Below are 21,908 nucleotides of genomic sequence, written 5' to 3' on the forward strand. Positions count from 1 at the left end.
TGAGGCGGGTTCGGGCCGCGCACCCTCCAGCTACCGCTGGCAGGTGCCCCCGGATGCGCCGTAGCCGAACCAGGCGCGAGCATGAGGAGCATCGTTGAGCAGGTTGCGTTGGCTGACCGCCGGGGAGTCGCACGGACCGGCACTGGTGGCGACGCTGGAGGGGCTTCCCGCCGGCGTCCCGGTCACCACCGAGCTGGTGGCCGACCACTTGGCCCGGCGCCGGCTCGGCTATGGCCGCGGGGCCCGGATGAAGTTCGAGCAGGACGAGATCACCTTCCTGGGCGGCGTCCGCCACGGGCTGTCGCTGGGTTCCCCGGTGGCGGTCATGGTCGGCAACAGCGAATGGCCCAAGTGGGAGACCGTCATGTCGGCCGACCCGGTCGACCCCTCGCTGCTCAAGGACACCGGCCGCAACGCGCCGCTGACCCGTCCGCGGCCCGGCCACGCCGACCTCGCGGGGATGCAGAAGTACGGCTTCGACGAGGCCCGGCCGATCCTGGAGCGCGCCAGCGCCCGTGAGACCGCCGCCCGCGTCGCGCTCGGCGCGATCGCCCGGTCCTTCCTCAAGGAGGTCGCCGGCATCGAGATCGTCTCGCACGTGGTGGAACTGGCCGCGGCCAAGGCCCCGTACGGCGTCTACCCGACCCCCGCCGACGTCGACCGGCTCGACGCCGACCCGGTGCGCTGCCTCGACGCCGACGCCAGCAAGGCGATGGTCGCCGAGATCGACCAGGCCCACAAGGACGGCGACACCCTCGGCGGCGTCGTCGAGGTGCTGGCCTACGGCGTCCCCGTCGGCCTCGGCTCGCACGTCCACTGGGACCGGCGCCTGGACGCCCGTCTGGCGGCCGCGCTCATGGGCATCCAGGCCATCAAGGGCGTCGAGGTCGGCGACGGCTTCGAGCTCGCCCGCGTGCCCGGCTCCAAGGCGCACGACGAGATCGTCTCCACCCCCGAGGGCCTCAAGCGCACCTCCGGCCGCTCCGGCGGCACCGAGGGCGGCCTGACCACCGGCGAACTGCTGCGCGTACGGGCCGCGATGAAGCCCATCGCGACCGTTCCGCGCGCGCTGGCGACCGTCGACGTCGCCACCGGTGAGGCGACGGTGGCCCACCACCAGCGCTCCGACGTGTGCGCCGTGCCGGCCGCCGGCATCGTCGCCGAGGCCATGGTCGCCCTGGTGCTGGCCGACGCCGTCGTCGAGAAGTTCGGCGGCGACTCGGTCCCCGAGACCCGCCGCAACGTCCAGTCGTACCTCGACCACCTGCAGATCCGGTGACCGGCGGACCGCGGGTCGTCCTCGTCGGCCCCATGGGCTCCGGCAAGTCCACCGTGGGCGCGCTGCTCGCCGAACGGCTCGGCGTGCCCTACCGGGACACCGACGCCGACATCGTCGCGGCCGAGGGCCGCGAGATCTCCGACCTCTTCGTCGACGAGGGCGAGCCGTACTTCCGTGAGCTGGAGCGCCGCGCGGTGGCCGCCGCCGTCGCCGAGCACACCGGAGTGCTCGCCCTCGGCGGCGGCGCCGTCCTCGACGAGGGCACGCGCAAGCTGCTGACCGGCCTGCCCGTCGCCTATCTGTCGATGGACGTCGAGGAGGCCGTACGGCGCGTGGGCCTCGGCGCCGCGCGCCCGCTGCTCGCCGTCAACCCGCGCCGCCAGTGGCGCGAGCTGATGGACGCCCGGCGCCCCCTGTACACCGAAGTCGCGCGCGTCGTCGTGGCAACCGACGACCGCACCCCCGAAGAGGTCGCCCAGGCGGTCCTCGACGCTCTGGAGTTGAAGGACGTATGACGGACCAGGTGACGCGGATCCAGGTCGGCGCGAGCGCCGGGCACGACGCGTACGAGGTGCTGGTCGGACACCAGCTGCTCGGCGAGCTCGGCACCCTGATCGGCACGAAGGCCCAGCGGGTCGCCGTGATCCACCCCGAGGCGCTGGCCTCGACCGGTGAGGCACTGCGCGACGACCTCGCCGAGCAGGGCTACGAGGCGGTCGCCATCCAGGTGCCGAACGCCGAGGAGGCCAAGACCGTCGAGGTGGCGGCGTACTGCTGGAAGGCGCTCGGCCAGTCCGGCTTCACCCGCACCGACGTGATCGTCGGCGTCGGCGGGGGAGCCACCACCGACCTCGCGGGCTTCGTGGCGGCCACCTGGCTGCGCGGGGTGCGCTGGGTCGCCGTACCGACCACCGTCCTCGCGATGGTGGACGCCGCGGTCGGCGGCAAGACCGGCATCAACACCGCCGAGGGCAAGAACCTGGTGGGCGCCTTCCACCCGCCGGCCGGGGTGCTGTGCGACCTGGCGGCGCTGGACTCACTGCCGGTCAACGACTACGTCAGCGGCCTCGCCGAGATCATCAAGGCCGGATTCATCTCCGACCCCGTGATCCTCGACCTGATCGAGGAGGACCCGCAGGCGGCCCGTACGCCCGCCGGCCCCCACACGGCCGAGCTCATCGTGCGCTCCATCCAGGTCAAGGCCGACGTGGTCTCCAGCGACCTGAAGGAGTCGGGACTGCGCGAGGTCCTCAACTACGGGCACACCCTCGCGCACGCCATCGAGAAGAACGAGCGCTACAAGTGGCGCCACGGCGCCGCCGTGTCCGTCGGCATGGTCTTCGCGGCCGAGCTCGGCCGCCTCGCGGGCCGCCTGGACGACGCGACGGCCGACCGGCACAAGGCGGTGCTCGCCTCGGTGGGACTGCCCCTGACCTACCGCGGCGACCAGTGGCCCAAGCTGCTCCAGACCATGCAGGTCGACAAGAAGTCCCGCGGCAACCTGCTGCGCTTCATCGTCCTCGACGGGCTGGCCAAGCCGACGGTCCTGGAGGGCCCCGACCCGGCGCACCTGGTGGCCGCGTACGGCGAGGTGTCGGCGTGAGCCGTCGCGTCCTCGTCCTGAACGGCCCCAACCTGGGACGGCTCGGCTCGCGCGAGCCCGACGTGTACGGGGCCACCTCGTACGCGGGACTGGTGGAGAGCTGCCGCTCGCTGGGCGGGGAGCTCGGCTTCGACGTCGAGGTCCGCGAGACCAACGACGAGGGCGAGCTCGTGCGCTGGCTGCACGAGGCGGCCGACGGGAAGATCCCCGTGGTCATCAACCCGGGGGCCTTCACCCACTACTCGTACGCCATGCGGGACGCGGCGGCGCAGCGCACCGCGCCGCTGATCGAGGTGCACATCTCGAACCCGTACGCCCGCGAGGAGTTCCGGCACACCTCGGTCATCGCGGCCGTGGCGACCGGGACGGTGGCGGGATTCGGCATCGGTTCGTACAGGCTGGCGCTGCGGGCACTGGCGGACGAGATCACCGCCTGACACCCTGCGTGTCGGTGCCGGTGGACGCTCTGACCTCCGCGGTCATATAACGTTCTCGCATCAGTCGCCGGAACGAGACGGAGTGGCGCGGATGCAGCACGGAGTGGGGGGCTGGGGTCCGGCGGGACAGCACCCGGCGGCGCCCCCGCAGCCGCCGATACCCCCGGCGCAGGGCTGGCCGGGCGCGCAGCCGCCGGCCCAGCCCCAGCCGCCGCAGGGTCCGCACGCGTACCCCGCGCACCCGGTGCCCCCCGTGCCCGCGGGGCCGGAGGCCACCGGGCACATCCCGCTGCCGCCCGCGGTGGCGGGAACCGGCGGGGCCGTGTTGGCCGTGCTGCTCATCGGCCCGGCCGGCGCCGGGAAGACCACCGTCGCCCGGCACTGGGCCAGCACCCGGCAGGTGGCGACCGCCCACATCAGCCTGGACGACGTACGGGAGTGGGTCTGCGCCGGCTTCGCGGACCCGCAGGCCGGCTGGAACGAGCACTCCGAGGCCCAGTACCGCCTCGCTCGCCGCACCTGCGGCTTCGCCGCCCGCAACTACCTGGCCAACGGGATCTCCTGCATCCTCGACGACGCCGTCTTCCCCGACCGGCCCGTGGTGGGTCTCGGCGGCTGGCGGCGGCACGTCGGCCCCGCGCTGCTGCCGGTGGTGCTGCTGCCCGGCCTGGAGATCGTCCTGGAGCGGAACGCGGCCCGCTCCGGCAACCGCCGCCTCTCCGACGAGGAGGTCGCGCGGATCCACGGCCGGATGGCCGGCTGGTACGGCTCGGGCCTGCCGATCATCGACAACTCCCAGCTCGACGTGGAGGGCACGGCCCGCGCCCTCGACGAGGCCCTGGCGCGTGCGCTGGCTTAGCGGGTGAGGAGGCGGCGCCCTGTCGGGCCCGCCGCTCTCGGGGGCGCCGCCCCCGAACCCCCGCGCCTCAAACGCCGGCGGGGCTGAATTTGCCCGGCTGGCGCACGACCGGTTAGGGCGGAGCCCCAGCAGGGGGCTGCCCGTCCGGACGCGCTCACCAGGCCGGGAGGCGCGAGCGCTCGTACGCTCGAAGACATGTCAGACGTGTACGCCGCCCGCCGGGGCCTGCTTCGCGACCGCTGCGCCGCTGCGGGGAACGCCGCCGCACTGATCACGCGTCCGGCCAACGTCCGCTACCTCTCCGGGGCTTCCCCGCAAGGCGCCGTCCTGCTCGTCGGACCGTCCGAGGACGTGATGTTCTGCGCGGGCCCGCCCACCGGAGAGGCCGACGAGGGCCGCCTCGACGACCGGCTCAGAGTGTCCGTACTGTCGGGCCCCGGCGGGGACCCGGCCGTCGCGGCCGCCGACATGGCCGCCGCCGTACGCGCGGACTCGCTCGCGGTGGAGGAGCACCACCTCACCGTCGCCCGGCACCGCGCCCTGCGCTCCGTGGCGCCCAAGCTGCGGCTCGCCGACCTCGCCAACGCCGTGGAGCAGCAGCGCCTCGTCAAGGACGAGGAGGAGATCGCCTGCCTGCGGATCGCCGCGGAGATCGCCGACCAGGCCCTCGGCGAGCTGCTGGAGTCCATCCTCGTCGGACGCACCGAGCGCCACCTCGCGCTGGAGCTGGAGCGCCGGCTCGTCGACCACGGGGCGGACGGGCCCGCCTTCCCGACCTCCGTCGGCACCGGCCCGCACTCCGGCCGCTCCCGGCACCGGCCCTCCGACCGCAGGGTGGAGGAGGGCGACTTCCTCTCCGTGTGCCTCGGCGCCAACTACCGCGGCTACCGGTGCGAGATCGGCCGGACCTTCGTGATCGGCACCACCCCGGCGGACTGGCAGATCCAGCTGTACGACCTCGTCTTCACCGCGCAGCGGGCCGGGCGCGAGGCGCTGCTGCCCGGGGCCGCGTACCGCGACGTGGACCACGCGGCACGCTCCGTACTGGACTCCGCGGGCCACGGGGAGGCCCTCGCCGCGTCGACCGGACACGGCGTCGGCCTCGAAATCGACGAGGACCCGCAGCTTGCACCTACGGCCATGGGTAAACTGGACGCTTGCGTGCCGGTCACCGTCGAACCGGGGGTTCACCTCCCGGGCCGGGGAGGTGTCCGGATCGATGACACGCTCGTCGTACGCCCCGAGGCGGACGGCGGTCCCGAGCTACTCACCATTACGACCAAGGAGCTGCTCGCGCTCTAGCCCGCCGCGGCGGGCCGTGCGCGCCTCCGTGGTCTTCCAGTGCAGGAGATTCCGCAACCGTGGCTTCCACGAACGACCTCAAGAACGGCATGGTGCTCAAGCTCGACGGTGACCAGCTCTGGTCCGTCGTCGAGTTCCAGCACGTCAAGCCCGGCAAGGGCCCGGCCTTCGTGCGCACCAAGCTCAAGCACGTGCTCTCCGGCAAGGTCGTCGACAAGACGTTCAACGCCGGCACGAAGGTCGAGACGGCCACCATCGACCGCCGTGACATGCAGTTCTCTTACATGGACGGCGAGTACTTCGTCTTCATGGACATGACCACCTTCGACCAGCTGATGGTCGACAAGAAGGCTGTCGGCGACGCCGCCAACTTCCTGATCGAGGGCTTCACGGCCTCCGTCGCCCAGCACGAGGGCGAGGTGCTCTACGTCGAGCTCCCGGCCGCGGTCGAGCTCAAGATCGAGCACACCGACCCGGGCGTCCAGGGCGACCGCTCCACCGGTGGCACCAAGCCCGCCACCCTGGAGACCGGCTACGAGATCCAGGTCCCGCTCTTCGTCACCACCGGCGAGACGGTCAAGGTCGACACCCGCACCAGCGACTACCTCGGCCGGAAGAGCAACTAACCCGTGGCTGCTCGGAGCAATGCGCGCAAGCGCGCCTTCCAGATCCTCTTCGAGGCGGACCAGCGGGGGGTGTCCGTACGCGAGGTCCTCGCGGACTGGATCCGCCACGCGCGGTCGGACGACCGGCAGCCGCCGGTCAGCGCCTTCACGATGGATCTCGTCGAGGGTTACGCCGACAAGGTGAACCGCATCGACGACCTGATCGTCACCTACGCCGTGGACTGGGACCTCGACCGCATGCCGGTCGTGGACCGCAACATCCTGCGGCTCGGTGCCTACGAGCTGATCTGGGTGGACGACACCCCGGACGCCGTGGCCATCGACGAGGCCGTCCAGCTGGCCAAGGAGTTCTCCACGGACGAGTCCCCCTCGTTCGTGAACGGGCTGCTCGCCCGTTTCAAGGACCTGAAGCCGAGCCTGCGCCGCAGCGAGAGCTGACCGCGCACGGCACCCCGGCACGGACCGGCACCGCCCTACGGAAGGGCCCGCAGCGTACGCGTTGCGGGCCCTTCCGTATGAGTTGGTGAGGGCGCGGGCATGCTGCCCGGGCATGCGAAAACCGGCGGGTGCCGGACCCCGGGAAGGAGCCGGCACCCGCCGGTAAACGTTTCTGCTGTGACGGCCGGGGCCTACGGGACTAGACGTCCTCGTGAGCCACCGCACGACGGGCGTCCGCGTCCAGCACGCCCCAGTTGATCAGCTGTTCGGTCAGGACCGAGGGGGACTGGTCGTAGATGACGGCCAGGGTGCGCAGGTCGTCCTGGCGGATCGACAGCACCTTGCCGTTGTAGTCGCCGCGCTGGCTCTGGATGGTCGCCGCGTAACGCTGCAGCGGGCCCGCCTTCTCGGCGGGGACGCCCGCCAGGCGCTCCAGGTCCAGGCGCAGCTTCGGCGGCGGCTCGGCCGCCCCGCCGGGAGTCGTGCCCGGCAGCAGTTCCTGCACCGGCACCCCGTAGAAGTCCGCCAGTTCGGCAAGGCGCTGGACGGTCACGGCGCGGTCCCCGCGCTCGTAGGAACCGACCACCACGGCCTTCCACCGGCCCTGGGACTTCTCCTCGACACCGTGGAGGGAGAGGCCCTGCTGGGTGCGGATGGCGCGGAGCTTGGCCCCGAGCTGTTTGGCGTATTCGCTGGACATAACGCTCCCGGACGCTGTGACGACATGACCACGTGCGGCTCTGCCGCGCGGCTGGTAACTCACTGTGAGGTTACGCAGCGTTACTTGGATGCGTCAAGCCGAATGACCTCTCCCGCCCCTTCGGAGGGAGCCCCAGCAGCCCCGCCAGGGACCCCGCGCACCGGCCCGGTGCCCGGTCACCGGCCGCCCCCTGGTACGGTGTGAGACGTACATCAGACGTCCTTTAAGGTCCGTCCCGTGAGGCGGAGAAGGAGGTCCTTTTCATGGACACCCAGCAGCACACCGATGCCATGCGCCCCGTGCTCGAAGCGCAGGACATCGCGCGGGTCCTGACCCGCATCGCCCACGAGATCGTCGAACGCGCCAAGGGCGCCGACGACGTGGTGCTCCTCGGCATCCCCACCCGCGGTGTCTACCTCGCCCGCCGGCTGGCCGCCAAGCTCGAAGAGATCACCGGTACGAAGATCCCGGTCGGCTCCCTCGACATCACCATGTACCGCGACGACCTGCGGATGAAGCCCGCCCGCGCGATCGGCCGCACCGAGATCCCCGGCGACGACATCGACGGACGCCTCGTCGTCCTCGTCGACGACGTGCTCTTCTCCGGCCGCACGATCCGCGCCGCCCTCGACGCCCTCGGCGACCTCGGCCGCCCCCGCGCCGTGCAGCTCGCCGTCCTCGTCGACCGCGGTCACCGCGAGCTGCCGATCCGCGCGGACTACGTCGGCAAGAACCTCCCCACGTCGCTGCGGGAGACCGTCAAGGTCCAGCTCCAGGAGGAGGACGGCCGTGACGCCGTACTGCTCGGCCAGCGGACCGCCCCGGCAGCAGGGCAGTAGCCCCTCCCCGTGCGGACCCGCCTCCCGGGTCCGCGCCGGGCTCCGCCCTGCCCTGCCCGCCCGCACCCCTGCCCGTCAGTCCGCCCGCCTGCCCTCCCGAACCCCGGAGCCATCCAGATGAAGCGCCACCTCATCTCGGCCGCCGATCTCACGCGCGACGACGCCGTCCTGATCCTCGACACCGCCGAGGAGATGGCCCGCGTCGCGGACCGGCCGATCAAGAAGCTGCCCACGCTGCGCGGCCTCACCGTCGTCAACCTCTTCTTCGAGGACTCGACCCGCACCCGGATCTCCTTCGAGGCGGCCGCCAAGCGGCTCTCCGCCGACGTCATCAACTTCTCAGCCAAGGGCTCCTCGGTTTCCAAAGGCGAATCCCTGAAGGACACCGCGCTGACCCTGGAGGCCATGGGCGCCGACGCGGTCGTCATCCGGCACCACGCCTCCGGCGCCCCCTACCGGCTCGCGACCTCCGGCTGGATCGACTCCGCCGTCGTCAACGCCGGCGACGGCACCCACGAGCACCCCACCCAGGCCCTGCTGGACGCCTTCACCATGCGCCGCCGCCTGGTCGGCCGCGACGCCGGCCTCGGCAAGGACCTCGCCGGCCGCCGCATCACCATCGTCGGCGACGTCCTGCACAGCCGCGTGGCCCGCTCCAACGTCCACCTGCTGCACACCCTCGGCGCCGAGGTCACCCTGGTGGCCCCGCCCACGCTGGTCCCGATCGGCGTCGAGACCTGGCCCTGCGAGGTCTCGTACAGCCTGGACGACGTGCTGCCGAAGTCCGATGCGGTGATGATGCTGCGTGTGCAGCGCGAACGCATGAACGCCGCCTTCTTCCCCACCGAGCGCGAGTACTCCCGCCGCTACGGTCTCGACGGCGACCGCATGGCGAAGATGCCCGAACACGCCATCGTGATGCACCCCGGCCCGATGAACCGCGGCATGGAGATCACCGCCGCGGTCGCCGACTCCGAGCGCTGCACGGCCGTCGAGCAGGTCGCCAACGGCGTCTCCACCCGGATGGCCGTCCTGTACCTGCTGCTCGGAGGCTCCGAGCCCGCCGTCACCACCACCCCCGCCGCCACGCGCACCGAGGAGAACAAGTAACCATGAGCAAGATCCTTATCCGTGGCGCGAAGGTACTCGGCGGCGAGGCGCAGGACGTCCTGATCGACGGCGAGACCATCTCCGAGGTCGGGACCGGCCTGTCCGCCGAAGGCGCGACCGTCATCGAGGCCGCGGGCCAGGTCCTCCTGCCCGGCCTCGTCGACCTGCACACCCACCTGCGCGAGCCCGGCCGTGAGGACAGCGAGACCGTCCTCACCGGCACCCGCGCCGCCGCCTCCGGCGGCTACACCGCCGTCTTCGCCATGGCGAACACCTTCCCCGTCGCCGACACTGCCGGCGTCGTCGAGCAGGTCTGGCGCCTGGGCAAGGAGTCCGGCTACTGCGACGTGCAGCCCATCGGCGCCGTCACCGTCGGCCTGGAGGGCAAGCAGCTCGCGGAGCTGGGCGCCATGCACGACTCCGCCGCCCGCGTCACCGTCTTCTCCGACGACGGCAAGTGCGTCGACGACGCCGTGATCATGCGCCGCGCCCTGGAGTACGTGAAGGCCTTCGGCGGCGTCGTCGCCCAGCACGCCCAGGAGCCCCGCCTCACCGAGGGCGCCCAGATGAACGAGGGCGTCGTCTCCGCCGAGCTGGGACTGGGCGGCTGGCCGGCCGTCGCCGAGGAGTCGATCATCGCCCGCGACGTCCTGCTCGCCGAGCACGTCGGCTCCCGCGTCCACATCTGCCACCTCTCCACCGCCGGCTCCGTCGAGATCGTCCGCTGGGCCAAGTCCCGCGGCATCGACGTCACCGCCGAGGTCACCCCGCACCACCTGCTCCTCACCGACGAGCTCGTCCGCTCCTACAACGCGGTCTACAAGGTCAACCCGCCGCTGCGCACCGAGCGCGACGTGATGGCCCTGCGCGAGGCGCTCGCCGACGGCACGATCGACATCGTCGCCACCGACCACGCCCCGCACCCCCACGAGGACAAGGACTGCGAGTGGGCCGCCGCCGCCATGGGCATGGTCGGCCTGGAGACCGCGCTGTCCGTCGTCCAGCAGACGATGGTGGAGACCGGACTGCTCGACTGGGCGGGCGTCGCCGAGCGGATGTCCTTCGCCCCGGCGCGCATCGGCGGCCTGGAGAACCACGGCCGCGCCGTCTCGGCAGGTGAACCCGCGAACCTGACCTTGGTCGACACCTCGTACCGTGGTGTCGTGGACCCCGCACACTTCGCCTCCCGCAGCCGCAACACGCCTTACGAGGGCCGTGAGCTGCCGGGGCGCGTCACTCACACTTTCCTGCGGGGCCGGGCAACGGTCGTGGACGGGAAACTGGCGTGACACCTGCAGTGATCCAACTGGCCGCCGAGGCCGCCGAACGACAGTCGGCGGAGGTGACCAGCTTCGGCGCCCGCATGGCGTGGGTGATCGGCCTGGTCGTCTTCATCGCGTTCGTGTACTGGCTGATGCGGCAGGGCTGGAAATGGCGCGGCGCCCTGCAGAACGACCTGCCGGAGCTCCCCGCCGCCCCCGACGGTCTGCCCGCCCACCGCCTCGCCCTGACCGGCCGGTACCACGGGTCCACCACCGCCGGACAGTGGCTCGACCGGATCGTCGCCCACGGTCTGGGCGTCCGCAGCCGGGTCGAGCTCACGCTCACCGACGCGGGCCTCGACGTGGTCCGTCCGGGGGCCACCGACTTCTTCGTACCGGCCGCGCAGCTGCGCGGCGCCCGCCTCGACAAGGGAATCGCGGGCAAGGTACTCACCGAGGGCGGTCTGCTCGTCGTCACCTGGGCGCACGGCGACAAGCTGATCGACTCCGGATTCCGCTCCGACCGCGCGGCCGAACACGCCGCCTGGGTCGAAGCCGTCAACCACATCCACTCATCCATCACGACGGAAGGCGCCGAACGATGACGACCTCCACCAGGGGAGCAGCCAAAGCTCCCGCCGTACTCGTACTGGAGGACGGTCGGATCTTCCGCGGCCGTGCCTACGGCGCTGTGGGGGAGACCTTCGGCGAGGCCGTGTTCTCCACCGGCATGACCGGCTACCAGGAGACGCTCACCGACCCGTCGTACCACCGGCAGGTCGTCGTGATGACCGCCCCGCACGTGGGCAACACCGGCGTCAACGACGAGGACCCCGAGTCCTCCCGCATCTGGGTGGCCGGGTACGTCGTGCGCGACCCCGCCCGCATCCCCTCCAACTGGCGCTCCCGGCGCACGCTGGACGAGGAGCTCGTCCGGCAGGGCGTCGTGGGGATCAGCGGCATCGACACCCGCGCCCTGACCCGCCACCTGCGCGAGCGCGGCGCCATGCGCGTCGGCATCTTCTCGGGCGCGGCCATCGCCGACGACGCGGCCCTGCTCGCGAAGGTCCAGGCCCAGCCGCAGATGAAGGGCGCCGACCTCGCCGCCGAGGTCGCCACCAAGGAGGCGTACGTCGTCCCCGCGATCGGCGAGAAGCGCTTCACCGTCGCCGCCGTCGACCTCGGCATCAAGGGCATGACCCCGCACCGGATGGCAGAGCGCGGCATCGAGGTCCACGTGCTGCCCGCCACCGCCACCGTCGAGGACGTGTACGCGGTCAACCCCGACGGCGTTTTCTTCTCCAACGGCCCGGGCGACCCGGCCACCGCCGACGGCCCCGTCGCCGTCATGCGCGGCGTCCTGGAGCGCAAGACCCCGCTGTTCGGCATCTGCTTCGGCAACCAGATCCTGGGCCGCGCGCTCGGCTTCGGCACCTACAAGCTGAAGTACGGCCACCGCGGCATCAACCAGCCGGTGCAGGACCGCACCACCGGCAAGGTCGAGGTCACCGCGCACAACCACGGCTTCGCCGTCGACGCGCCCCTCGACAAGGTCTCCGAGACCCCCTACGGCCGCGCCGAGGTCTCGCACGTCTGCCTGAACGACCAGGTCGTCGAAGGCCTCCAGCTGCTGGACCAGCCGGCCTTCAGCGTCCAGTACCACCCCGAGGCGGCTGCCGGCCCGCACGACGCCGCGTACCTCTTCGACCGCTTCACGTCTTTGATGAGCACCGCCCAGATGGAGGCCGATCGTGCCTAAGCGCTCCGATATCCAGTCCGTCCTGGTCATCGGCTCCGGCCCGATCGTCATCGGCCAGGCCGCCGAGTTCGACTACTCCGGGACCCAGGCCTGCCGCATCCTCAAGGCCGAGGGCCTGCGGGTCATCCTGGTCAACTCCAACCCCGCGACGATCATGACCGACCCGGAGATCGCCGACGCCACGTACGTCGAGCCGATCACCCCCGAGTTCGTCGAGAAGATCATCGCCAAGGAGCGCCCCGACGCGCTGCTCCCCACCCTCGGCGGCCAGACCGCGCTCAACACCGCGATCTCCATGCACGAGCAGGGCGTACTGGAGAAGTACGGCGTCGAGCTCATCGGCGCCAACGTCGAGGCCATCAACAAGGGCGAGGACCGCGACCTCTTCAAGGGCGTCGTCGAAGCGGTCAAGGCGAAGATCGGCTACGGCGAGTCCGCCCGCTCGGTCATCTGCCACTCGATGGACGACGTCATCGCGGGCGTCGAGACCCTCGGCGGCTACCCCGTCGTCGTGCGCCCCTCCTTCACCATGGGCGGCGCCGGCTCCGGCTTCGCCCACGACGAGGAGGAGCTGCGCCGCATCGCCGGCCAGGGCCTGACGCTCTCCCCGACCACCGAGGTGCTCCTGGAGGAGTCCATCCTCGGCTGGAAGGAGTACGAGCTGGAGCTGATGCGCGACACCAAGGACAACGTGGTCGTCGTCTGCTCCATCGAGAACTTCGACCCGATGGGCGTGCACACCGGTGACTCGATCACCGTCGCCCCGGCGATGACGCTCACCGACCGCGAGTACCAGCGGCTGCGCGACATCGGCATCGCGATCATCCGCGAGGTCGGCGTCGACACCGGCGGCTGCAACATCCAGTTCGCGATCGACCCGGTCGACGGCCGCGTCATCGTCATCGAGATGAACCCGCGCGTCTCGCGCTCCTCGGCGCTCGCGTCGAAGGCCACCGGCTTCCCGATCGCCAAGATCGCCGCCAAGCTGGCCATCGGCTACACGCTCGACGAGGTCCCCAACGACATCACCGAGAAGACCCCGGCCTCCTTCGAGCCGACCCTCGACTACGTCGTCGTCAAGGCCCCGCGCTTCGCCTTCGAGAAGTTCCCGCTCGCCGACGCCACCCTCACCACCACCATGAAGTCGGTGGGCGAGGCCATGGCCATCGGCCGCAACTTCACCGAGGCGCTCCAGAAGGCCCTGCGCTCCCTGGAGAAGAAGGGCTCGCAGTTCACCTTCGTCGGCGAGCCCGGCGACAAGGACGAGCTGCTGGCCACCGCGGTCCGCCCCACCGACGGCCGCATCAACACCGTCATGCAGGCCATCCGCGCCGGCGCCACCCAGGAGGAGGTCTTCGAGTCCACGAAGATCGACCCCTGGTTCGTCGACCAGCTCTTCCTCATCAAGGAGATCGCGGACGACCTCGCCGCCGCCGAGAAGCTCCACCCCGAGCTGCTCGCCGAGGCCAAGCGCCACGGCTTCTCCGACGCCCAGATCGCCGAGATCCGCGGCCTGCGCGAGGACGTCGTCCGCGAGGTCCGCCACGCGCTGGGCGTCCGCCCGGTCTACAAGACGGTCGACACCTGCGCCGCCGAGTTCGCCGCGAAGACCCCGTACTTCTACTCCTCCTACGACGAGGAGAGCGAGGTCGCCCCGCGCGAGAAGCCCGCGGTCATCATCCTGGGCTCCGGCCCGAACCGCATCGGCCAGGGCATCGAGTTCGACTACTCCTGCGTCCACGCCTCCTTCGCGCTTAGCGACGCCGGCTACGAGACCGTGATGGTCAACTGCAACCCGGAGACCGTCTCCACCGACTACGACACCTCCGACCGCCTGTACTTCGAGCCGCTGACGCTCGAAGACGTGCTGGAGATCGTCCACGCCGAGACGCTGGCCGGCCCCATCGCGGGCGTCATCGTCCAGCTCGGCGGCCAGACCCCCCTCGGTCTCGCCCAGGCGCTCAAGGACAACGGCGTCCCCGTCGTCGGCACCTCGCCCGAGGCCATCCACGCCGCCGAGGACCGCGGCGCCTTCGGCCAGGTCCTCGCCGACGCCGGCCTGCCGGCCCCCAAGCACGGCACCGCCACCACCTTCACGGGTGCGAAGGCCATCGCCGACGAGATCGGCTACCCGGTCCTGGTCCGCCCGTCCTACGTGCTCGGCGGCCGCGGCATGGAGATCGTCTACGACGAGACCCGGCTGGAGTCGTACATCGCCGAGTCCACCGAGATCTCCCCGACCCGCCCCGTGCTGGTCGACCGCTTCCTCGACGACGCGATCGAGATCGACGTCGACGCCCTCTACGACGGCACCGAGCTCTACCTCGGCGGCGTCATGGAGCACATCGAGGAAGCCGGCATCCACTCCGGCGACTCGGCCTGCGCCCTGCCCCCGATCACCCTCGGCGGCCACGACATCAAGCGCCTGCGCGCCTCCACCGAGGCCATCGCCAAGGGCGTCGGCGTCCGCGGCCTGATCAACATCCAGTTCGCGATGGCGGGTGACATCCTCTACGTCCTGGAGGCCAACCCGCGCGCCTCCCGCACCGTGCCCTTCACCTCGAAGGCCACCGCCGTCCCGCTCGCGAAGGCCGCCGCCCGCATCTCGCTCGGCACCACCATCGCCGAGCTGCGCGCCGAGGGCCTGCTGCCCAGGAACGGCGACGGCGGCACCCTGCCGATCGACGCGCCGATCTCCGTCAAGGAGGCCGTCATGCCGTGGTCGCGCTTCCGCGACATCCACGGCCGCGGCGTCGACACCGTCCTCGGCCCGGAGATGCGCTCCACCGGCGAGGTCATGGGCATCGACTCGGTCTTCGGCACGGCGTACGCCAAGTCGCAGGCCGGCGCCTACGGCCCGCTGCCCACCAAGGGCCGCGCCTTCATCTCGGTCGCCAACCGCGACAAGCGCACGATGATCTTCCCGGCGCGCGAACTCGTCGCCCACGGCTTCGAGCTCATGGCCACCTCCGGCACCGCCGAGGTGCTGCGCCGCAACGGCATCAACGCCACCGTCGTGCGCAAGCTCAGCGAGGGCGAGGGCCCGGGCGGCGAGAAGACCATCGTCCAGCTGATCCACGACGGCCAGGTCGACCTGATCGTCAACACCCCGTACGGCACCGGCGGCCGTCTCGACGGCTACGAGATCCGTACGGCGGCCGTGGCGCGCGGCGTCCCGTGCCTGACCACGGTCCAGGCACTCGCCGCGGCCGTCCAGGGCATCGACGCGCTCAACCACGGCGACGTGGGCGTCCGCTCCCTCCAGGAGCACGCGGAGCACCTGACCGCGGCCCGCGACTAAGTAGCCCGAACAGCCCGGACACGGGGAGGGGGACACCGGTTTCACGACGGGTGTCCCCCTTTCCATGAGCGCAGAGGGATCCTTCTCGACGATGTACGAACTCTTCTTCAACCTGGTCTTCAAGCGGATGGACCCGGAGAAGGCCCACTACACGGCCTTCCGCTGGATCCGCCTCGCGGCCCGCACCCCCGTGCTGCGCACCTTCGTCGCGGCCTACCTCGCCCCCCGGTACGAGGAGCTGCGCACCGAGGCCCTCGGCCTGCGCATGCACGGCCCCTTCGGCCTCGCGGCGGGCTTCGACAAGAACGCCGTCGCCATCGACGGCATGTCGATGCTCGGCTTCGACCACATCGAGATCGGCACGGTCACGGCCGAGCCGCAGCCCGGCAACCCCAAGAAGCGCCTCTTCCGGCTCGTGCCGGACCGCGCGCTGATCAACCGCATGGGCTTCAACAACGAGGGCTCCGCGGCCGTCGCCGAGCGCCTGGCGCACCGCAGGCCCGTCTTTAAGACGGTCGTGGGCGTCAACATCGGCAAGACGAAGGTCGTGCCCGAGGAGGAGGCCGTGGCGGACTACGTCGCCTCCACCGAGCGCCTCGCCCGCCACGCCGACTACCTCGTGGTCAACGTCTCCTCGCCGAACACCCCGGGCCTGCGCAACCTCCAGGCGGCCGAGTCCCTGCGCCCGCTGCTCTCGGCCGTACGGGAGGCCGCGGACCGCGTGGTCACCGACCGCCGGGTACCGCTGATGGTCAAGATCGCCCCCGACCTGGCCGACGAGGACGTCGACGCCGTCGCCGACCTGGCCCTGGAGCTGGGCCTCGACGGCATCATCGCGACCAACACCACGATCGCCCGCGAGGGTCTGGGCCTGAAGTCCTCGCCCGAGCTGGTCAAGGAGACCGGCGGCCTGTCCGGCGCCCCGGTCAAGGAACGCTCGCTGGAGGTCCTGCGCCGCCTGTACGCCCGCGTGGGCGACCGGCTCGTCCTGGTGGGGGTCGGCGGCATCGAGAACGCCGAGGACGCCTGGCAGCGGATCCTGGCCGGCGCCACGCTGATCCAGGGCTACAGCGCCTTCATCTACGAGGGCCCCTGCTACGCCCGCGCCATCCACAAGGGCCTGGCCGCGCGCCTGGCCGCCAGCCCGTACGCGACGCTCGCCGACGCGGTGGGCGCCGAGACCCGAAAGGCCGCACAGTGAAGCTGACCCCGTTCGGCACCCGCCTCCGCGAGGCGATGGACTCCCGCGGCCCGCTGTGCGTGGGCATCGACCCGCACGCCGCCCTGCTGGCGCAGTGGGGCCTGCAGGACGACATCGCGGGCCTGGAGCGCTTCTCCCGCACCGTCGTGGAGGCGCTCGCCGAGTCGGTCGCGGTGTTCAAGCCGCAGGCCGCCTTCTTCGAGCGGTTCGGCTCCCGGGGCGTGGCCGTCCTGGAGCGGACCGTGGCGGACGCCCGGGCCGCCGGGACCCTGGTCGTCATGGACGCCAAGCGCGGCGACATCGGCTCGACGATGGCCGCGTACGCCTCGGCCTTCCTGGACCCGGCCTCGCCGCTGTTCTCGGACGCCCTGACGGTGTCCCCGTACCTGGGCTACGGCTCGCTGAAGCCCGCGGTGGACCTGGCCCGGGAGTCGGGCGCGGGGCTCTTCGTCCTCGCCCTGACCTCGAACCCGGAGGGCGCGGAGGTCCAGCGGGCGGTCCGCGAGGACGGCCGGAGCATCGGCGCGACCATGCTGGCGCACCTGGCGGCCGAGAACGCGGACGCCGCCCCCATGGGGTCCTTCGGCGCGGTGGTCGGCGCCACCCTGGGCGACCTGTCCTCCTTCGACCTGGACATCAACGGGCCGCTGCTGGCTCCCGGCATCGGAGCGCAGGGCGCGACGGCGGCGGACCTGCCGGCCGTGTTCGGCAAGGCCGTGCGCAACGTCGTCCCGAACGTCTCGCGCGGCGTCCTGAAGCACGGACCGGACGCCCGGGCCCTGCGCGACGCGGCGCGGCGGTTCGCCGACGAGGTCAGCGAGGCCGTCTCCGCCTAGCCGGCCGCCCGCGGGCCCCGCTGCGGCCCGCGCGGCGTGCCGTCTCGCACCTCTTGACGAGAATCGAACGTCCTTCATCGGACAAAACAGGGGTAGTTTGTCCGTGATGTACGGTTCAGTGGAGGCTGACCAGGACTTTTCGTCCGTTCTCGCTGACTGGAGCGGTGATGGCCGCTAGTCTCCGAGCAGAGTGAACGAGCAGCGAACCAGTTCCACTGCTGTTCGGGAGCTCGCCTGGTGTGTTGCCTTTGGGTTACCCACCGGTCCGTATCCGACAGTTCGACATCCGAGGTGACGTAGGCGTGGCTCTTCCGCCCCTTACCCCTGAACAGCGCGCAGCCGCGCTCGAAAAGGCCGCCGCGGCTCGCCGGGAGCGGGCCGAGGTGAAGAATCGACTCAAGCACTCCGGCGCCTCGCTCCAAGAGGTCATCAAGACGGGCCAGGAGAACGACGTCATCGGCAAGATGAAGGTCTCCGCCCTGCTGGAGTCTCTGCCTGGCGTGGGCAAGGTGCGCGCCAAGCAGATCATGGAGCGTCTCGGCATCTCCGAGTCCCGACGTGTCCGAGGTCTCGGTTCCAACCAGATCGCCTCTCTGGAGCGCGAGTTCGGCAGCACCGGCGCCTGAGGCGTCGCCTGAAGTTCTCCCGGCGTTCCCAGGCAGTCCTGGGAACCTGGATAATCGCTCTATGGCAGCAGAGGTTCGTCCGCGGCTGACCGTGCTCTCCGGCCCTTCAGGGGTCGGCAAGAGCACGGTCGTCGCGCATATGCGCAAGGTTCACCCCGAGGTATGGCTCTCGGTGTCGGCCACCACCCGCAAGCCGCGGCCCGGTGAGCGACACGGAGTCCACTACTTCTTCGTCAATGACGACGAGTTCGACAAGCTGATCGCCAATGGCGAGCTGCTGGAGTGGGCCGAGTTCGCGGGCAACCGCTACGGCACACCGCGCGGCGCGGTGCTGGAACGCCTGGACAACGGCGAGCCGGTACTGCTGGAGATCGACCTCCAGGGCGCACGGCTCGTCCGAGCGTCCATGCCCGAGGCCCAGCTGGTCTTCCTGGCCCCGCCGAGCTGGGACGAGCTGGTCCGCCGCCTCACCGGGCGGGGGACCGAATCGCCCGAGGTCATCGAGCGCCGACTGGCCACCGCCAAGATCGAACTCGCTGCCGAGTCCGAATTCGATACGACCCTGGTCAACACCTCCGTCGAGGACGTGGCGCGTGAGCTGCTAGCCTTGATGGAAGTTGTCTGATCGTTGGTCGATTTTCCATGATCGACAGGGCTTGATCGATCCGATCTTTCCCCACATTCTTCGGAAGGTAGAGCGTGTCCTCTTCCATCACCACGCCCGAGGGCATCATCAACCCGCCGATCGACGAGCTGCTCGAGGCCACGGACTCGAAGTACAGCCTCGTGATCTACGCGGCCAAGCGCGCGCGTCAGATCAACGCGTACTACTCGCAGCTCGGTGAGGGCCTGCTGGAGTACGTCGGCCCGCTGGTGGACACCCACGTCCACGAGAAGCCGCTTTCGATCGCGCTGCGCGAGATCAACGCGGGTCTGCTGACCTCCGAGGCCATCGAGGCCCCGGCTCAGTAAGGCACGAGAATCCTTTCACCACAGGCCCGGCAGAACATCTGCCGGGCCTGTGGTGTGTCATGGGTAGGGACGAGACACGTCGACGGAGCTCGAAGGGGAGTGCGCGGTGGGTAAGCCGAAGGTCGTACTGGGGGTCAGTGGCGGGATCGCCGCCTACAAGGCGTGCGAGCTGCTCCGTCGGCTGACCGAGTCCGGCCACGACGTGCGGGTGGTGCCCACGGCCGCGTCCCTGAACTTCGTCGGCGAGGCCACCTGGGCCGCCCTCTCGGGGAACCCGGCCTCCACCGAGGTGTGGGAGACCGTCCACGAGGTGCCCCACGTGCGCATCGGGCAGTCCGCCGACCTGGTGGTCGTCGCCCCGGCCACCGCCGACATGCTGGCCAAGGCCGCCCACGGGCTCGCGGACGACCTGCTCACGAACACCCTGCTCACCGCCCGCTGTCCGGTGGTCTTCGCCCCCGCCATGCACACGGAGATGTGGGAGCACCCCGCCACCCAGGAGAACGTGGCCACGCTGCGCCGGCGCGGCGCCCTCGTCATCGAGCCCGCGGTCGGCCGGCTCACCGGCAAGGACACCGGCAAGGGACGGCTGCCCGACCCGGACGAGATCTTCGAGGTGTGCAAGAGGGTCCTGGCGCGCGGGGTGGCCGAGCCCGACCTCACCGGCCGGCACGTGGTGATCAGCGCGGGCGGTACGCGCGAACCGCTGGACCCGGTCCGCTTCCTCGGCAACCGCTCCTCCGGCAAGCAGGGCTACGCGCTGGCCCGCACCGCCGTCGCCCGCGGGGCCCGGGTCACCCTGGTCGCGGCCAACACGGCGCTGGCCGACCCGGCCGGGGTGGACCTCGTCCGCGTGGGGACGGCCGTGCAGCTGCGGGAGGCCGTGATCAAGGCGGCGGCCGACGCCGACGCGGTGGTGATGGCCGCGGCCGTGGCCGACTTCCGGCCGGCCCATTACGCGGGCGGAAAGATCAAGAAGAAGGACGGGGAGGACCCGGCGCCGGTCGCGCTGGTGCGCAACCCGGACGTCCTCGCGGAGATCTCCGCCGACCGGGCGCGGGAGGGGCAGGTCGTCGTGGGATTCGCCGCCGAGACCGACGACGTCCTCGCCAACGGGCGGGCCAAGCTCCGGCGCAAGGGATGTGATCTTCTCGTCGTGAACGAGGTCGGCGAGGCCAAGACCTTCGGTTCCGAGGAGAACGAAGCGGTGATCCTTTCCTCCAACGGATCGGACCGCCACGTCCCCTACGGACCCAAGGAAGCCCTGGCAGAGGAGATCTGGGACCAGGTGGCGGCCCTGCTGCCGCCGCGACGCGCCTGAGCCGATTCCCCTTCTCCTGGTCAGGTCCGTGGGTAAGAATGTCGGTGCCGCAGGTCACACGGCTCCCATAAGGCGAGACGGGTGGTCCGGCAAACGGTGGCGACCGATAAACTGCATTCGGAACGTGATCGGGCGCAGCCCCCGGTGTGGTTCCGCCAAATGATCAGCCAGCAGCCGCTGCAACCCCCAGGGAGCGTTGTGTCCCGTCGTCTGTTTACCTCGGAGTCCGTGACCGAGGGCCACCCCGACAAGATCGCTGACCAGATCAGCGACACGATCCTCGACGCCCTCCTCTCCGAGGACCCGACCTCGCGCGTGGCCGTGGAGACCCTCATCACCACGGGCCTCGTGCACATCGCGGGCGAGGTGACGACGAAGGCCTACGCGCCGATCGCGCAGCTCGTGCGCGAGAAGATCCTCGAAATCGGCTACGACTCCTCGAAGAAGGGCTTCGACGGCGCCTCCTGCGGCGTGTCGGTGTCCATCGGCGCCCAGTCCCCGGACATCGCGCAGGGCGTCGACACCGCCTACGAGAAGCGCGTCGAGGGCGACGAGGACGAGCTCGACAAGCAGGGTGCCGGCGACCAGGGCCTGATGTTCGGGTACGCCTGCGACGAGACCCCCGAGCTCATGCCGCTCCCGATCCACATCGCGCACCGGCTCTCGCGCCGGCTGTCCGAGGTCCGCAAGAACGGGACCATCCCGTACCTGCGTCCCGACGGCAAGACCCAGGTCACCATCGAGTACGACGGTGACAAGGCCGTGCGCCTGGACACCGTCGTGGTCTCCTCGCAGCACGCCTCGGACATCGACCTGGACTCGCTGCTCGCCCCGGACATCCGCGAGTTCGTCGTCGAGCACGTGCTGGCCCAGCTCGTCGAGGACGGCATCAAGCTCGACACCGAGGGCTACCGCCTCCTGGTGAACCCGACCGGCCGCTTCGAGATCGGCGGCCCGATGGGCGACGCCGGCCTGACCGGCCGCAAGATCATCATCGACACCTACGGCGGCATGGCCCGCCACGGTGGCGGCGCCTTCTCCGGCAAGGACCCGTCGAAGGTCGACCGTTCCGCGGCGTACGCGATGCGCTGGGTCGCCAAGAACGTCGTCGCCGCCGGTCTGGCCTCGCGCTGCGAGGTCCAGGTCGCCTACGCGATCGGCAAGGCCGAGCCCGTCGGTCTCTTCGTCGAGACCTTCGGAACCGCCAAGGTGGAGGTCCAGAAGATCGAGGACGCGATCGGCGAGGTCTTCGACCTGCGCCCGGCCGCGATCATCCGCGACCTGGACCTGCTGCGCCCGATCTACGCCCAGACCGCCGCCTACGGCCACTTCGGCCGCGAGCTGCCGGACTTCACCTGGGAGCGCACCGACCGCGTGGACGCGCTGCGCGCGGCCGCCGGCCTCTAGGAACAGCCGCCGAACGGCCCCGGACCTGCT

General features: G+C 71.0%; 22 protein-coding genes. 21 read left to right on the forward strand and 1 reads right to left on the reverse strand.

All coding sequences use genetic code 11. From position 1 onward, the window contains the following. Nucleotides 1–94: 94 nt before the first annotated feature. From aroC to nusB, 8 genes are all read left to right on the forward strand, one after another. Nucleotides 95–1,279, forward strand: coding sequence for a chorismate synthase (aroC, locus tag ACF059_RS23110; RefSeq protein ID WP_030706316.1), 1,185 nt, complete (start codon nt 95–97; stop codon nt 1,277–1,279). Continuing rightward, entirely contained in the window at nt 1,276–1,794 is a 519-nt protein-coding gene (locus ACF059_RS23115; protein ID WP_360887231.1) for a shikimate kinase, read from the forward strand. The genes aroC and ACF059_RS23115 overlap by 4 nt, the downstream gene beginning before the upstream one ends. Next, entirely contained in the window at nt 1,791–2,882 is a 1,092-nt protein-coding gene (gene aroB, locus ACF059_RS23120; protein WP_366866766.1) for a 3-dehydroquinate synthase, read from the forward strand. Before ACF059_RS23115 ends, aroB begins: the two co-directional genes overlap by 4 nt. Beyond that, nucleotides 2,879–3,319: a type II 3-dehydroquinate dehydratase gene (gene aroQ / locus ACF059_RS23125; protein ID WP_366866765.1), complete on the forward strand. Its 441-nt coding sequence runs from the start codon at nt 2,879–2,881 to the stop codon at nt 3,317–3,319. The genes aroB and aroQ overlap by 4 nt, the downstream gene beginning before the upstream one ends. A 91-nt stretch (nt 3,320–3,410) precedes the next feature. Further along, complete coding sequence (locus tag ACF059_RS23130; RefSeq protein WP_366866764.1) at nt 3,411–4,178, forward strand: AAA family ATPase; 768 nt, start codon at nt 3,411–3,413, stop codon at nt 4,176–4,178. Between the two features lie 195 nt (nt 4,179–4,373). Then, nucleotides 4,374–5,480, forward strand: coding sequence for an aminopeptidase P family protein (locus ACF059_RS23135; RefSeq protein WP_392060121.1), 1,107 nt, complete (start codon nt 4,374–4,376; stop codon nt 5,478–5,480). Nucleotides 5,481–5,539: 59 nt separating this feature from the next. Beyond that, nucleotides 5,540–6,106, forward strand: a complete 567-nt coding sequence (gene efp, locus ACF059_RS23140) for an elongation factor P (RefSeq protein WP_030008757.1) — start codon at nt 5,540–5,542, stop codon at nt 6,104–6,106. A gap of 3 nt (nt 6,107–6,109) precedes the next feature. After that, on the forward strand, nt 6,110–6,544 hold the full coding sequence (nusB, locus tag ACF059_RS23145) for a transcription antitermination factor NusB (RefSeq protein WP_361945494.1): 435 nt from the start codon (nt 6,110–6,112) through the stop codon (nt 6,542–6,544). Between the two features lie 199 nt (nt 6,545–6,743). On the opposite strand, the gene bldD is transcribed toward nusB, so the two are convergent. After that, on the reverse strand, nt 6,744–7,244 hold the full coding sequence (gene bldD / locus ACF059_RS23150) for a transcriptional regulator BldD (protein WP_392060125.1): 501 nt from the start codon (nt 7,242–7,244) through the stop codon (nt 6,744–6,746). A 263-nt stretch (nt 7,245–7,507) separates the two neighbouring features. Between bldD and pyrR the strand changes: the two genes are divergently transcribed. The 13 genes from pyrR to metK all read left to right on the forward strand — a co-directional run bounded on the left by pyrR (nt 7,508) and on the right by metK (nt 21,878). After that, the gene (gene pyrR / locus ACF059_RS23155) at nt 7,508–8,083 is read left to right on the forward strand and encodes a bifunctional pyr operon transcriptional regulator/uracil phosphoribosyltransferase PyrR (RefSeq protein WP_360887214.1); all 576 of its coding nucleotides are present in this window, start codon (nt 7,508–7,510) and stop codon (nt 8,081–8,083) included. Nucleotides 8,084–8,200: 117 nt separating this feature from the next. Then, nucleotides 8,201–9,193, forward strand: coding sequence for an aspartate carbamoyltransferase catalytic subunit (locus ACF059_RS23160; protein WP_392060128.1), 993 nt, complete (start codon nt 8,201–8,203; stop codon nt 9,191–9,193). A 2-nt stretch (nt 9,194–9,195) separates the two neighbouring features. Beyond that, nucleotides 9,196–10,482, forward strand: coding sequence for a dihydroorotase (locus ACF059_RS23165; protein WP_366866759.1), 1,287 nt, complete (start codon nt 9,196–9,198; stop codon nt 10,480–10,482). Next, a complete protein-coding gene (locus tag ACF059_RS23170; protein ID WP_360887206.1) occupies nt 10,479–11,060 on the forward strand; it encodes a hypothetical protein in 582 nt (193 codons plus the stop codon). Before ACF059_RS23165 ends, ACF059_RS23170 begins: the two co-directional genes overlap by 4 nt. After that, nucleotides 11,057–12,214: a glutamine-hydrolyzing carbamoyl-phosphate synthase small subunit gene (gene carA, locus ACF059_RS23175; protein ID WP_361945506.1), complete on the forward strand. Its 1,158-nt coding sequence runs from the start codon at nt 11,057–11,059 to the stop codon at nt 12,212–12,214. The genes ACF059_RS23170 and carA overlap by 4 nt, the downstream gene beginning before the upstream one ends. Further along, nucleotides 12,207–15,515 carry a carbamoyl-phosphate synthase large subunit gene (gene carB, locus ACF059_RS23180; protein ID WP_392060132.1) on the forward strand — a complete coding sequence of 1,103 codons (3,309 nt, stop codon included), beginning with the start codon at nt 12,207–12,209 and terminating at the stop codon, nt 15,513–15,515. Before carA ends, carB begins: the two co-directional genes overlap by 8 nt. A 91-nt stretch (nt 15,516–15,606) precedes the next feature. Further along, nucleotides 15,607–16,716 (forward strand): quinone-dependent dihydroorotate dehydrogenase, encoded by a 1,110-nt coding sequence (locus tag ACF059_RS23185; RefSeq protein ID WP_392060352.1) that lies wholly within the window; start codon nt 15,607–15,609, stop codon nt 16,714–16,716. After that, entirely contained in the window at nt 16,713–17,552 is an 840-nt protein-coding gene (pyrF, locus tag ACF059_RS23190) for an orotidine-5'-phosphate decarboxylase (RefSeq protein WP_392060135.1), read from the forward strand. The genes ACF059_RS23185 and pyrF overlap by 4 nt, the downstream gene beginning before the upstream one ends. 302 nt (nt 17,553–17,854) lie before the next feature. After that, nucleotides 17,855–18,178 (forward strand): integration host factor, encoded by a 324-nt coding sequence (locus tag ACF059_RS23195; protein ID WP_030008746.1) that lies wholly within the window; start codon nt 17,855–17,857, stop codon nt 18,176–18,178. A 61-nt stretch (nt 18,179–18,239) separates the two neighbouring features. Continuing rightward, on the forward strand, nt 18,240–18,803 hold the full coding sequence (gene gmk / locus ACF059_RS23200) for a guanylate kinase (RefSeq protein WP_366866756.1): 564 nt from the start codon (nt 18,240–18,242) through the stop codon (nt 18,801–18,803). A gap of 74 nt (nt 18,804–18,877) precedes the next feature. Then, nucleotides 18,878–19,150 carry a DNA-directed RNA polymerase subunit omega gene (gene rpoZ / locus ACF059_RS23205; protein ID WP_202202416.1) on the forward strand — a complete coding sequence of 91 codons (273 nt, stop codon included), beginning with the start codon at nt 18,878–18,880 and terminating at the stop codon, nt 19,148–19,150. Between the two features lie 106 nt (nt 19,151–19,256). After that, nucleotides 19,257–20,471, forward strand: coding sequence for a bifunctional phosphopantothenoylcysteine decarboxylase/phosphopantothenate--cysteine ligase CoaBC (gene coaBC / locus ACF059_RS23210; RefSeq protein ID WP_366866755.1), 1,215 nt, complete (start codon nt 19,257–19,259; stop codon nt 20,469–20,471). 198 nt (nt 20,472–20,669) lie between these two features. Beyond that, nucleotides 20,670–21,878, forward strand: coding sequence for a methionine adenosyltransferase (gene metK / locus ACF059_RS23215; protein WP_079404387.1), 1,209 nt, complete (start codon nt 20,670–20,672; stop codon nt 21,876–21,878). Nucleotides 21,879–21,908: the final 30 nt, after the last annotated feature.

Source organism: Streptomyces sp. NPDC016562 (assembly GCF_043076955.1).
GTDB lineage: Bacteria > Actinomycetota > Actinomycetes > Streptomycetales > Streptomycetaceae > Streptomyces.